Annotated in this window: 12 protein-coding genes; 1 reads left to right on the forward strand and 11 read right to left on the reverse strand. The window is 56.2% G+C overall.

From position 1 onward, the window contains the following. Positions 1 to 26: 26 nt before the first annotated feature. The 11 genes from V8L70_RS07350 to V8L70_RS07400 all read right to left on the reverse strand — a co-directional run bounded on the left by V8L70_RS07350 (position 27) and on the right by V8L70_RS07400 (position 12,998). Positions 27 to 1,985, reverse strand: coding sequence for a methyl-accepting chemotaxis protein (locus V8L70_RS07350; RefSeq protein WP_101147052.1), 1,959 nt, complete (start codon positions 1,983 to 1,985; stop codon positions 27 to 29). 291 nt (positions 1,986 to 2,276) lie between these two features. Continuing rightward, positions 2,277 to 2,906, reverse strand: a complete 630-nt coding sequence (locus tag V8L70_RS07355) for a histidine phosphatase family protein (protein WP_101147053.1) — start codon at positions 2,904 to 2,906, stop codon at positions 2,277 to 2,279. 32 nt (positions 2,907 to 2,938) lie between these two features. Beyond that, the gene (phnE, locus tag V8L70_RS07360; RefSeq protein ID WP_101147054.1) at positions 2,939 to 3,754 is read right to left on the reverse strand and encodes a phosphonate ABC transporter, permease protein PhnE; all 816 of its coding nucleotides are present in this window, start codon (positions 3,752 to 3,754) and stop codon (positions 2,939 to 2,941) included. Positions 3,755 to 3,798: 44 nt separating this feature from the next. Next, the gene (gene phnE / locus V8L70_RS07365) at positions 3,799 to 4,644 is read right to left on the reverse strand and encodes a phosphonate ABC transporter, permease protein PhnE (protein ID WP_101147055.1); all 846 of its coding nucleotides are present in this window, start codon (positions 4,642 to 4,644) and stop codon (positions 3,799 to 3,801) included. After that, positions 4,641 to 5,480, reverse strand: a complete 840-nt coding sequence (phnC, locus tag V8L70_RS07370) for a phosphonate ABC transporter ATP-binding protein (RefSeq protein WP_101147056.1) — start codon at positions 5,478 to 5,480, stop codon at positions 4,641 to 4,643. Before phnC ends, phnE (V8L70_RS07365) begins: the two co-directional genes overlap by 4 nt. 77 nt (positions 5,481 to 5,557) lie before the next feature. Next, on the reverse strand, positions 5,558 to 6,535 hold the full coding sequence (gene phnD, locus V8L70_RS07375) for a phosphate/phosphite/phosphonate ABC transporter substrate-binding protein (protein ID WP_101147057.1): 978 nt from the start codon (positions 6,533 to 6,535) through the stop codon (positions 5,558 to 5,560). A 119-nt stretch (positions 6,536 to 6,654) separates the two neighbouring features. Continuing rightward, entirely contained in the window at positions 6,655 to 8,403 is a 1,749-nt protein-coding gene (locus tag V8L70_RS07380; RefSeq protein ID WP_101147058.1) for a bifunctional diguanylate cyclase/phosphodiesterase, read from the reverse strand. Positions 8,404 to 8,581: 178 nt separating this feature from the next. Further along, on the reverse strand, positions 8,582 to 10,501 hold the full coding sequence (locus V8L70_RS07385) for an alkaline phosphatase D family protein (protein WP_101147059.1): 1,920 nt from the start codon (positions 10,499 to 10,501) through the stop codon (positions 8,582 to 8,584). Between the two features lie 15 nt (positions 10,502 to 10,516). After that, positions 10,517 to 11,884 carry a sensor histidine kinase gene (locus V8L70_RS07390; RefSeq protein ID WP_008957077.1) on the reverse strand — a complete coding sequence of 456 codons (1,368 nt, stop codon included), beginning with the start codon at positions 11,882 to 11,884 and terminating at the stop codon, positions 10,517 to 10,519. Then, positions 11,881 to 12,555, reverse strand: a complete 675-nt coding sequence (locus V8L70_RS07395) for a response regulator transcription factor (protein WP_101147060.1) — start codon at positions 12,553 to 12,555, stop codon at positions 11,881 to 11,883. Before V8L70_RS07395 ends, V8L70_RS07390 begins: the two co-directional genes overlap by 4 nt. A gap of 74 nt (positions 12,556 to 12,629) precedes the next feature. After that, positions 12,630 to 12,998 carry a PepSY domain-containing protein gene (locus tag V8L70_RS07400; protein ID WP_101147061.1) on the reverse strand — a complete coding sequence of 123 codons (369 nt, stop codon included), beginning with the start codon at positions 12,996 to 12,998 and terminating at the stop codon, positions 12,630 to 12,632. Positions 12,999 to 13,144: 146 nt separating this feature from the next. Here V8L70_RS07400 and V8L70_RS07405 point away from each other — a divergent pair, with 146 nt between their 5' ends. Next, complete coding sequence (locus V8L70_RS07405; protein ID WP_101147062.1) at positions 13,145 to 13,621, forward strand: hypothetical protein; 477 nt, start codon at positions 13,145 to 13,147, stop codon at positions 13,619 to 13,621. Positions 13,622 to 13,646 lie beyond the last annotated feature (25 nt).

Consider the following 13,646-nt stretch of genomic DNA (forward strand, 5'->3'; position numbering starts at 1 on the left):
AAGAGCGGCTGCCAGTCGTCATGACACTAGCTATATGCAACAGACATTGCGAGACGGCTTTCTTGCGGGTAGCTATCACTCACTTGGTAACGACTCATTTGGCGAGTCATATCGTCGGCCTGCTCATCAAGCGAGCGGCTCGCTGCCGCGACTTCCTCCACTAGCGACGCATTTTGCTGAGTGACGTCCTCTAGCTGAGCCATGGCTCGATTAATTTGCTCGATCCCTGCCGACTGCTCGTGTGTGGCAGAGACCATTTCATCCATTAAGTGAGCCATTTGCTCAACGCGCTGAGCAATGTGCCCCAGGGTTTCATTCGTCGAGTTGACCAGCGTTTCGCCTTCCGCAATCTTCGCTACATTATTGTCGATCAACTGGCGAATTTGATTGGCTTCCTCTGTGCTGCGGCTAGCCAGTTTACGCACTTCATCAGCGACCACCGCAAAGCCACGCCCATGCTCACCCGCACGCGCGGCTTCAACCGATGCATTGAGCGCCAGCAAATTGGTTTGGAAAGAGATATTGTCGATAGTCCCGACAATGCTGGTCACCTGTTCGTTCGCTTGCAAGATAAGCTGCATTGCCTGCTGAGCTTGTGAAGCCACTAGGCTTGCTTCCTTAGCTTGGTGAGCCACATCATCGGTCATCTGCTGGGCTTGCTTTGCATTATCAGCGCTTTGACGTACCGTCGCAGTAATTTGCTCCATACTTGATGCGGTTTGTACCAGCGAGGCGGACTGCTCTTCCGTTCTCTGCGCTAGATCCTGATTTCCCTGAGCAATCTGATTACTGGCCACCGCCACTGACTGTGCGTTGCGGGTGATATCAGCGACTAGCGTCTCGGTCGTTGCCGAGGACTCATTGAAGGCTTGATAGAGCTGGGAAAGCTCATCGCTCCCAGGGACGATTAATCGCTGGGTTAAATCATTATCGCGGGTGGCGATGCTACATAGCGCTTGGCTCAATGGCGTCGTAATCGCACGCACGATCAGTATAGCGGTGATGATCGCCAATAAACTCGCGACCAGCGCAATCACCGCATATAACCAAAGCGCCTGCTGCGCTGCCTGACGTAGCGTCACTGTCTCGGTTACCACCGCGTTAACCACTTGATCTTCTAATGCTTTCAAGCGGCCAATTTTTACCGTCTGCCACTCAAACCACTCTTCCGGATCGACGCCATAGCCACCTTCACTGGCTTGGCTGATCGCCAGCTCACGCCGCTCCATCAACCGATCGATCTCAACACCGCTTAACGCTAGGTCAAGCTGCTGGCGACTTTGCTCCCCTGCCAGAACGCGAAAACCATCCAGAAAAGCCTGCTCTTCGCCAAGCAGTGATAAAAAACGCCGCAGCATATCCGGTGGCATCCCATCTGCTGCAAACGTATTGGCCAGCAGCGCCCGCTCAATGCCAGCCAGGTCTTTAGCTTCCAGAAGTTGATAATACGCACTCAATTGGCGGGTAATATCACCCTCGCGAGTGAGGTGTGCCAACGAGCCCACAAAGGCCATTAGCTGACCGTTAATGCCGGTATAGTGACCTAATGCCTCGCCCGTCGTGACCTCTAACGCACTAACGCGTTCACGCAGTGCTGCCTGACGCTGCCAACGCTCATCAATCTCACGCAGTTGCTGCTGAACAGCAGGCGTCAGGAGCGCTTGATCCAGAGAGGCCTGCTGAGCTTGAAACGCGTTGACGGCATCATCGGTCTTGGGCCGCTGCTCGCGCAGCCGGTTACCAAATGCCTCGCCCTCGCTGCCCAGAAAGCCCGCTGTCATACCGCGTTCAAGCTGCATTTGGTGAACGGCATCCCCCGCTCGCTGGGCGAGCTCGGTCATCGTGTGAAGGCGGTCAAACTCTTGCAGTGCTGTACGGCGCTCCATGATGCCCTGAGCCGCGAACCACGCCAGCGCGAGCAAGGGTAGCAGTAGCACACAGGCAAATTTAAACCGCATTGGAATGCGGTTAACGATATTTTTCATTGCTTAGCCTCAGACTGATAACGTGTCAGGTAGGTAAGCGGCGTACTCAATTATTAGTATTCGCGTCGTGTAACGCGTGTATGTGAGTTTGCCGCACTCAGCCACTTAATTAAATGTATTTGCGACGTTTGTATTACACCGCAAAACATGGCGCAGTATAAGGGGCTAAGCGCTGCATTTATTGATGGCGGTCATAGGAAAGCGAGGATAGTTAGGAAAGCGCAAGATGGGACGGGAGTGACGGGCGGCGCCCAAAAAGCATGCCTAGCCGCCCATGGTTAACGGTAATGATTAACGACCAATCCACTCAATAAAGGTCGTCTCACCAAGCAAGTGGCGCTCATGGCGCACACGGCTTAGCGCCGCGTAGGGCAAATCCATCGCCAGCACCCGCGAAAGCGGCTGCTCAATAACTTGGCGCAGTAGTCCATTGCAGACAAATAGATGCGCCACGACCAGCACATGCTTACCGGGCGGACTGATTAACAGCTGCTGCCATACCTCAGCGAGGCGCGCATCAAAGGCCTGTATCGTTTCGCCGTCTGGCGGTGACACCGTTGTTGGGTCATACCAAAACGCACTCATTCGTTCGGTGCCCTCTTCCGCAAACACCTGGGCGTGGGTTTTACCCTCCCACTGCCCCAAATGCAGCTCGGCTAGGTCATCCTCTACCTGAACGGGTAGATCAAACTCTTCGCCCAGCCACAGCGCAAACTCACGACAGCGTGTTAATGGCGAGGTGACAATCGCATCATAAGGCAGATGGCCTTCGACCGTATGGCGCATAACGGCATCGGTCACCTGCTGCCAACCCGTCTCACTCAGTGGGTGATCGGTGGAGCCGCGTAGCATACGTCCTCCCACCGGTTCACCGTGGCGCAATAAATCAATGGTGGTGATCTCCGCATCGGGAAAACGCATACTCAGCCCTCGTTTATTGATGCCACTGTCGATTAAATAATCGCGTGACGCACACGCGCGGAAACCCACTCGGACACCAGCACGGTAGCGAAAATCATAATGAAAATAACGCTGACCTGGTCCCAGGCGAGGCTGTTGATCGAGGCATTTAACTGCAAACCGATCCCGCCTGCGCCGACCAACCCTAACACCGTCGATTCGCGGATATTGATATCCCAGCGATAGACGCTAATACCGGCAAAGGCAGGCATGACTTGCGGCAACACGCCATAGTTCATCACCTGTAGGCGGCTTGCCCCGGTCGCGCTTATCGCCTCGACGGGCGTCGGATGGATCTCTTCGATCGCCTCATAAAGCAGCTTGCCGACAAAGCCAATCGAGCGCAGGGCGATGGCGATAATCCCCGCCAACACGCCAGGGCCGAGAATGGTGACTAGCAGCATCGCCCAGATCAGCGAGTTGATCGAGCGGGATGAGACAATGATCATCAGCGCCAGACTGCGCACCAGCGGGTGCGGCGTGGTATTACGTGCGGCCATAAACGCCACGGGAAACGCCATCATAATGCCAATGGCAGTGCCCAGGGTGGCGATGTTAATGGTGTCCCACATGGGCTTCCAGAGCACATTGGCGTAGCCCCACTCCGGCGGCGTCATGCGGCTGATCAGGTCCGCCCCTTGGCGTCCAGCGTCTTCGACAAACACCCACATGGTATTGTCGGAAATCATCTTCCAGCAGAGCAGAAAGAGACTGACACCCGCCAGCCAAGCCAGGTACTGCAGCCATTGGGCGCGGGTGGTGCGCCGCCGCCAAACCGGCAGACCCTGGGTGTTAGTAGATACTGGCATCGCGATTCTCCAAATATAACAGGCCAGGGGCGGCTAATAAGCGCTCACTGGGTCCAGCGGCGGACATGGCTCGAGCTGTACTCGCACAGCAACACGATGGCGATAATGATCAGCAAAATAGCGGCAGAGGTATCGTACTCATAGCGACTCAGCGAGGTGTTCAACGTGGCGCCAATGCCGCCCGCGCCCACAATGCCAATCACCGACGACTCACGAAAATTGATATCCAGCCGGTAAACCGAAAGCCCAATCAAGCGCGGCATGACCTGGGGCTGAACCGCATGGTTCATGGTTTGCCACCAGCTTGCCCCCGTTGCCCGCACGGCTTCCACCTGGCGCCAGTCCAGGTCTTCGATGTCTTCCGCTAACAGCTTGGCCATGAAGCCAATCGTCGCAAAGGCCAGGGTGATCATCCCCGCCAGCGGCCCAAAGCCAAACATGACCACAAACAGAATCGCGATAATGATTTCTTGAAACGTCCGCGAAACGGCAATGATCGCGCGACATATAAAGTAGATCGGTAGCGGCGAAATGTTCCTCGCGGCGCCCAGGCCCACCGGGATCGCCAACAGCACGCCTACTACCGTGGAGGTCAGCGTCATGGTCAAACTTTCCAGCAGCCCCGCCACGATGTCGTCGTAGCGGCTAACAAAATCAGGCTGCATAAAGGCGCCCAAGAAGTTAACCGCCCGCCCCGCGCCTTCGGCTACCCGCGCCCAGTTCACTTCGACCGAGGCGAGCGCCAGCACTACGTAAATCACCGCACCTACGGCCAACCCCCAACGCAAGCGCGGGCTTTCAATCAACGGCAGACGCCGCCACTGGCCCCGCTGGGCCGCCTGCTGACGTGCTTGCCCCTGTGATAGCCGTGTTTCTGCCCGTTCGCTCATCGAGCACTCCCGGCTGCCATCGTCGGCAGGTCGCGCTGGTATGAAGTCGTTTCCGAGTCATCGGCCTCGTCATCCAGCGGCTCGGGGGTGGTATCCCAATCCTCTTCGCCATAAATGGTCGTGAGCATTTCGCTAGTGAGTTCACTCGGCAGTCCATCAAAGACGATTTGCCCAGCGCGCAGGCCGACAATCCGGTCGGCAAATTGCTGCGCCAAGGCCACATCATGAATATTGATGATTGCCGCCAAGTCGCGCTCAGCGCATAGCTCGCGAATCAAGCGCATGATCTGGCGCGACGTTTTCGGGTCGAGGCTGGCGGTTGGCTCGTCAACCAGCAGTAGCTTGGGGCTTTGTAAAAGCGCCCGGGCGATGCCCACGCGCTGGCGCTGGCCGCCGGAAAGCGCATCAGCGCGCTTATCGATGGCGTGAGGCAGCCCTACCCGCTCGAGTAGTCGAAAGGCTTCGACGACCGCTTCCTGTGGGTAGCGACGTAAAAAACTGCGCCAAAAACCCACATAGCCGAGCTGGCCGGAGAGTACGTTTTCCATCACGGTGAGCCGGTCTACCAGGGCATACTCCTGGAAAATCATCCCCATTGAGCGGCGCGCGTGGCGAAGCTTATGACCTGAGAGCCTGGTCAGTTCCGTGCCTTCCAGGCGAATGCTGCCCTGGGTGGGCTCCACTAACCGATTCACGCAGCGAATGAGGGTGCTTTTACCCGCGCCGGATGGCCCAATCAGCGCCATTACCTGGCCTTTGGGCAGCGTGAGTTCAATGTCCGTCAGCGCCCGATCCCCGGTGGGGTAACGCTTGCCAACGCCGCTTAGTGTCAACATTTTCCCGCCTCGTTTTTATAGCGAAACGGCCAGAAAGGGATGCCTTCCTGGCCGTGCAGTACCGTTTACCTTAACGATCAGTCACAGTCGTAAGTCACACCGTTAGCATCGGCAATGGTGCGAATGACCGACCAGTTTTCCTGATAAGTAATCGGAATGAACTGCGCTTCACCGGAGTTGGCGAATTCCGCTTCCAGCGGGGTACCTGCCCAGTCATAGCTGAAGAACGCATCCTGAATTTTCTCGGCAAGTTCCGGGTTCAGGTTATTCGCCAGCCCGTAAGCGGTGGTGGGGAAGGTATCGGAGGTGTAGATCACTTCGTAATCGCCCTCTGCCACAACATCACGTGCCAGCATGCGGCGTGCCACTGAGTTGGCGATGGCAGCGGCATCGTAGTCTTCGTTCACAACACCTAAGATGGAGTTGTCGTGGGAGCCAGAAAAGGCGGTTTCAAAATCTTCGCCCGCTTCCATGCCGTACTCGGAGCGCAGCAGTGCGGAGGGCGCGCGAAAACCAGAGTTAGAGGTCTCAGAGGTAAAGGCTAGCTGGCGTCCTTCCAGGTCTTCAACGGTCTCGATGCCGCTGCCAGGATAAGTGATGATCTCCATTTCGTAGCCAAAGCTACCGTCCTCGGCCGCCATCATGGCAAACGGGCGGAAACCACCGCAGTTGACCGCGACCGGTACACCACCGGTGTTAAAACCGGCGACGTGCAAACGGCCAGCGCGCAGTGCTTCCTGCTGGGCGGCGTTGGACTGCACGGGGAAGAACTGAACTTCTTTACCGGTTGCTTCGCTTAGGTGCTCCAGGAAGTCAGACCACACGTCGGCGTAAACCGCCGGATCTTCCACTGGCGTGTAGGCGAACACGAGCGTATCGGGATCGGCCCACTGTGACTCATCGCTAGGCGCATCAGCGATCATATCGCCATCGTTATCGACATAACGCGATGAAAGATCCGCTGAGGCATTCACCGCGACCAACGCAAAAGCGCTGGCAACGGCGGCGCTGATCAATGTGCGGGGAAGCGCATGGGCTAGTGAGGAGATCTGCATGGGGCACCTAACGTGTTGTTAAAAGATAGCCACAATCCTGACCATTTCAGATGACAACGACGGGGCATTTATATGACCGCTTGGTGACGATTTTGCTAACGTAACATGACATTGGCGCTTTACTGGCTAACGCAGCTACCGCGACGCTCAACAAACAGGCTGTTACCAGGAATTTTTTTGGCTTGATGCTTCAGTTCAGACAGCTCAGCGGCAATATCCAGCGCTCTGCAAGTAGCTGTATCGGTGACAGGTTTTACTGCAATCGACACGCTGACAAAGGGGAAAAACGTCACGCTATTTTGTCGGCTTTCAGTCTGAATCCCGCCTTTCAGCCGGTCCGCTTCTTCATAGAAACCGGGGGCCATCACTTCAAATGAGCGCAGGATTTGGCCGCAAACGCTTTCCCAATGGCTGTGCGGTAGCAACATCATAAAATCATCACCGCCAATATGGCCGATAAAGCCACCAGCGCTTTCTACCTGGGCCTGCAGCAGCCGCGATAGCGAAATAATCACCTGATCGCCCCGGGCATAGCCGTAAGCATCGTTAAACGCTTTAAAATTATCCAAATCGACATAAGCGGCGGCAAAGCCCTGCTCGGCGGCTAAATAAGCGACCAGCGTTTCGTTAATCAGGATATTGCCTGGCAAGCCGGTCAACGGATTGGCATGGCGCGCGTGGCGCACCTGAATCGCGGTGATTTCACGCAAAAGGTCAACGATATTACCCATGCCCACGTAATCACCTTCATCATTGGTGATCACAAAGTCTTCCTGCTCAATATCGTGGCTATCGGTCAGTTGCTGGCTCAACACCTCAAGCGGGGTATCTGCTTCAGCCACCAGCATGCGTACATCGGCCACGTCCAATACGCAGCGTTTGGCATACAGCGCATGGCTATAAGGGTTGGTGAACAGGGTTAAAAAAGCATTGCGACGCACCACTGCCACGGGCTTACCGTCCTCCAATACGGCCACACAGCGTAAGCTGGGTTGGCGGCGAAACCGCTCGGAGATGAGTGGCACTGCGCAGTCAGTGGTGATGGCCTCAATCGTGCGCAAAATCGAGCGCGCAGTGCGGCCAGCAGGGCTTTTTAACTGGGTTGTCGCGGGCAGCACCATGTTGAGCTGTAAAGGCGGCTGCGGGCTTGGCCGAGCAAAATAGAAGCCTTGCAGTAGCGCGAGCCCACGGTCGAGTTCCCACAAGCAGAGATGCTCCGCCGCAGTCTCCACGCCTTCGGCTATTAGCTGGCAATCCAGGCTACGCGCCACATCAAGAATCGAGCGGAGAAATTCGCGCTTCGCAGGCTCCTGATCAATCCCTGAGATAAAGTGCCGATCAAGCTTGACGAAATCGGGCCGCAGTTCTGACCAGTGGCGCAGGCTTGAGTGCCCTGCCCCCAAATCGTCCAGCGCCACCTGAAAGCCCATGTCACGGTAATGATCCACCGCTTGGCGCATTAGCTCATAGTCATGAATCGGCACATGCTCGGTGAGCTCAATCACTACTCGCTCTGGGGGAAGGCCGCTCTCGCGAATGAAGCCCAGCGTTAAGCCTTCGCGAAAATCACGCTCAACGATGGTTAACGGCATGACGTTAAGAAATAGCAGGCCGGGCAGTTCAAGTTCGGCAAAGCGTTGAATCGCCAAGCGTCGGCAGAGTAAATCTAACTCCACTAGCTGCCCTGCCTGGGTGGCCACATCAAACAGCCGTAACGGCGAGTGCAGCGGTGACGTTTTGGGGCCACGAATCAGTGCTTCGTAGCCATAAATCGCCTGCTGGTTGGCATCCACAATGGGCTGAAAGAGCACCTGCAGCTCTTCGGTCGCAATAATTTGATTAAGCCACTGCGCTTCTTGTGCGGTCATTTGCCTACTGTCCTATTCATCAGCCCCCGTTTACCTTCACAAGGCAGCCGGGTACTGATGTGCAGCCTTCCCTAGCGGTGATTGGTAAGCTGCAAGCATGCGTCATTTTCGTGACGCTATCATGACAAATGACTAATCAGGCAGTGAACACCCAACCGCTTTGAACGACAGACGCTATTTACTGAAGAGGCTTTTCGGGCGGCGGAAAGACCACATCGCAGCCATCAGCATCCAGCTGGCGAATATCAATCGGGTGCCCTTTTTCGTCCAGCGTTACCAAGCCAATGCCGCTGGCGTTCCAGAGCCGTTCGCCCGCGCTGGCGCGGTCGGGGTCTCGGGGGTGAACGCTCAGTTTGCGACGCTTGGTAAACCAGTTGAGTGGCGACAACGGCGCATATAACCAGCGGTTCAACCGATCAAAGGTATTGAGCAGAGTGGTGGGAAAGGTGTTTTTAATCCCACTCGACGTGATTTGCCATAGGTGGGGGGAACGCCGCTGATGACGAACCACGATGTCGTAGACAAACGAGTAGTGCACATCGCCCGACAAGATCACGTAGTTGCCGGGGGTTTTGGAGTGTTGCCATATTTGCAGCAGCGTATTGGCCGCCCCGCGATGGGCCATCCAGTTCTCAGCATCGACCACTAATGGCTTACCCACCGCGGTAAAGATTCTTTGAATACTCTCAATCAATTTGACGCCAAACATCGGGGCGGGCGAAATGATCACCGCGCTTTTGGCCCCCATTAGCGCTTGTTGCATCTCCATCAGCGCTTCCCAATCCATCAGCCCAGAAGGGTGATTAAGATTGCGCTCGCTGCGCCAACGGCGGGTTCGGGTATCCAGCACGATTAAGGTAGGCGTACCCGGCACTTGAAACTCCCAGCCCTGAAAACGCAGTAGCCGCTCAATGAAGCCATCTTGCTCGGCGCATACCAGCGGCTGGCTGCCATCACCCAGCAGCGTCGAGGCGTGATGGGTTAATGGATTGAGCTTATCAGGGTCATTCCCCCAGGCCTGACAGAGCAAATAGGCCACCAGGGCGTTACCGATAATGCGCTTCGAGAACGGATGGCCGTAAGCGGCGAGCTCCCAGTCAGCGGAAAGGTTCCAGTCATCGGTCACATCGTGGTCATCGAAGATCATCAGGCTGGGTAAGTGCGCCATTAACCGCGCGCACTGCGGCAAACCAGCCACGAAGCTGTCTATCACCGCCTGCTCCTGACGATAGAGCTCGGCATTTTTTTGATCTAAAGCAGGCGCGTCGAACGTCATCACTCGCCAGGGCTCGGGGGACCATACCAAGCAGTACATGGCGAGCATTTCAGCCAGTGTCATTAAATGGTTCTGCGCATTCGCCGACGTAAAGACCGGCTTCTTGACGCCGCTAAAAAAGCGCTTGCGTAGCGCCACATTCTTGGTCACATCCGGCAGCAACTCAGCGCGCTGATAGTAACTATCGGGCGAGTCGTAGAGGGCTTGGCTATCGTCCACCGTGGCGCCTTCCAGCCACTCATCCACCAACCCTAGCCGCGCTATGAGCGCATGCACGGCGCGCAGCATAGGGCCGGCTACATCATCAGCATAAATTTGATCACCGGTCATCAGCAGCCAAGCGGGCCACTCTGCCGGGGCGTCTTGCTGCTCGGCGAGCCAGCTATCGGCGCGCACCAAACCATCGTCACTGTCGTGATGGGGTTTGCGGCAGGAACCATGCATAAGCCGGTGATGCCGCGAGGCAATCACAAAGGCGGGATAAGCGGCGCCGTCATAACATAGCCATGGCGCCCATTCGGGCAATGAGCGCCAATTACCCGTTGTCGTTTCAACTTGCAGGTCATACTCGATGCGCTCATCGCAGGGCAGCGGTGAATCCAGATCAATATCAATTAGATAGATAAAGGCGCGCTGGCCGATAGGAATGCACTGCTGATGATGCGCCAAACCAATCGACGCGGCATTACTCTGCCCAGGCCGCAGTATTAGCGTCATATTTAATCGCCGAGTGGCGACCATCCAAAGTACCAGCCGAGTCGTGCTGATGCGTCTTAATAAGGGGCCGGCTAATATATCGGGCAGCGTATCAGTGCCATTCATCCAATGAAGTCTCCGTTATCCATGCGCCACCACAGGCAGCTCGACGACTACCTCTAACCCGCCGGTGCTGGCGCGAGTAAGATGCATTTGGCCGCTATACAGGGCGACAAGATCGGTCACAATGGCCAGCCCCAGGCCACTGCCAGAGCGGTGCTCATCTAACCGTTGACCACGCTGAACCGCCTGCTGGCACTCTGCCTCCGACATGCCAGGGCCGTTATCGCTAACGGTTAAAATCAACTTCTGACCGTCAATTTTCACGTTAAGCTGCACCTCGCTATGCGCCCAGCGCAGCGCATTATCCATCAAGTTACCCACCAGCTCTTGGATATCTTGCTCATCCATGTGCACTCTGATTTTCTGGCCCCAGGTTTGGCGCAGCACAATGCCGCGCCGCTGGGCAAGCCTGGAGAGTCCATTAAGTAGCGGTGTTAGCGTAGGGTGTAGATCAATAGGTGCAAAGCGCACGCCTTCACCCGCCGCGGAGGCTCGGGCCAAGTGATGACGTACCGCGCTATCCAAGCGTTCCAACTCTACCGCCCAGGCGGCACGGTTCGCTTCTGGAAGCTGGCGAAGCTGCAGGCGCATCACACTCAGCGGTGTTTTCAACGCATGGGCAAGATTGCCCGCGGTATGGCGTCCGCGCTCGATTAAGCGCTGATCGCGTGCCAACACCGCGTTCATTGAGGCCGCCAGTGTCGCTAACTCTTCCGGCAAGCGGGTATCTAACTGTTCGCTGCGGCCCTGTTCCACATCATGAAGATTGGCGTGCATGCGGCGCAGCGGCGCTAACCCCCAGCGAACTTGCAGTGCTAACACGCCGAGTAGCAACACGCCCAAGCCGATCAACCCGCCCCACAACAGATATTGGAATTCACGGATATCGTTGGTGAGCACATCGTCTCGGGCGGCCACGCTAATATGTAGCGGTTCCTCTAACGGGGCCAGGTAGATATCGCGCTCCACCACGCGCAGCGATTGCCCCCGCGGGCCGATTAATGAGCGCGCACTGAGGTTTTCATTCTCCACCACTGGCAGGCGTTGATCCCATAGTGAGCGAGAGGCCAGGGTATGTTGCCCGCCATCGGTGATTTGCCAGTACCAGCCGGAGTAGACATTCTCAAAACGCGGGTCGCCCAGCGCCCGGTCGTGGACAAGCTGCTGCGCTAAACGGTCATAAGTCACGCCCGCCATGATGACATTAAGCGTCGCGCCAAGACGATCATCAAAGGCCTGAGTGGCCGAGGTATGGTAATGGTGAGAAAGTAGCGTGCCAGCGATAGGCAGGGCCAGCCCCACCATCACTAATACGGCCAGCAATAGCCGCAGGCTGATGGAACGCCGCGCCCAACGACCCCGCCAAGCCGTTTTGGCTTGACTCATTCGCTGCCAGGCTCTTCTGCTAACAGCCGATAACCCTGGCCCCGCTGAGTGGCAATTCGCCAACTGCCCAACTTACGGCGCAGGCGGCTGACCTGAACGTCAATCACGTTAGAGTCAGGTTCATGGTCGCGGTCGTAAACATGCTCTGAAAGCTCGGTACGACTCACCACTCGCGGTGCCGCGTGCATTAAATAGCCCAGCAGGCGCGTCTCCTGTGCGGTTAAGCCGACCGGGCGCCCTATCAACGTCACGTGCTGAGTGTGGGTGTCTAAACTCAATTCGCCCACTTTTAATACTGGGTGAGCGTGACCGTGGCTGCGGCGTACAAGCGCACGCAAGCGAAACAGCACTTCCGCTGGCTCGAACGGCTTCGTGACGTAGTCATCTGCCCCAGCGGTAAATCCCGCGGCTTTATCCGCCCACCGCTCACGAGCGGTTAGAATCAGCACAGGCAGATCAATACCGTCTTCCCGCCACGCCGCCAGCCAGCGAGTCCCATCCCCATCGGGTAGCCCTACATCTAAAATCAGTGTGTCGTAAGCTTCAGTACGTACTAGAAAATCGGCATCCTGGCCGTTAGCCGCATGCTCTACCAGCCAGTCACCATCGCGCAACGCTTGGCTCAGCTCACGCGCTAGCGCTTGGTCGTCCTCTACCAGCAAACACTTCATTGGCTAACTACCCTTTTCGATAACGACTTGGGAATACAAATAACGCGATGGCAACGAGGCTTGTCGTAACGGCACTAGCGACGCATATCATTAATACGCACGCCCTCGATAGACATCAGCTGGCCATTATGGCCATCGAATTCAAATTCGACGACTTGACCCTGCGGGCCGAGCAGCTTGATTTCGTACTCCACGTACCCTCCTTCACGCTCCACTTCCACCTCCAGCACGTCGCCTATGTAGTGAGCTTCCAGCCAATCTAAGATGGTGTCGAGGGAAACAACCTCTCCGCGGCCTACTTCGCCATGCAGCGATTCCCATGGCTGGTCACCCACCGCACTACCCGCCAGCAATAGCAGCAGGGCCAAGCCAGTGACATTGCGCCGAGCGCTTCGCTGTACGCTGCGTAGCGGCTTGATGAAGTGACATAGGAGTTTACTCATAGTGCCAGCATGCCAAAGACAACATGAACGCTAGATGAACAGTTTTGTCAGCTTAAGGAAAGTATAGCGATGGTATAAATTCCCTGTCGCATTCGTTGAGTGTCAGTCACTCATTCACGTTTAAATACGTAAAGAAGGAATTTGCTATGAATACCATGAAAAAAATGCTGCTGATCCCAACCTCTGCCCTGCTACTTGCAGCGGCGGCGGGCAGTGCCCAGGCCGATTCGCTGCCGATGGATCGCATCGATGACGTATTGACCCATTCCAATGATTACGGGTTCAGCCACTACGAAGAAATTAGCGTTAAAGGTCGCGGCCGCGTAGAAGTAGAAGGCTGGCTGGACGAAGAGTGGTACGCGGATGTGGATTTCTCCCTTGATAACGGTGATACGCTAGAAGAGAAACGCGAGCGCCTAATTACCGGTGCCTGGGGCATGAGCGAAGACGATATCCGCCAGGCCTTAGACGTTGCCCGCCAGGAAGGTATGGTTGAGTTTGAAGACCTTGATATCGACAAGAGCGGCATCATCGATATCGAAGGCCGCGGTGAAAATGGCCGTGAGCTGGAAATCAGTGTGCGTCAGGGCTCTTCTGAAGTTACCCAAATTGACCGCGATTAACGGTCTTAGCTAATCGCTTTGCGGG

It is taken from the genome of Vreelandella arctica (assembly GCF_037070215.1).
In the GTDB taxonomy this organism is placed as follows: Bacteria; Pseudomonadota; Gammaproteobacteria; order Pseudomonadales; family Halomonadaceae; genus Vreelandella; species Vreelandella arctica.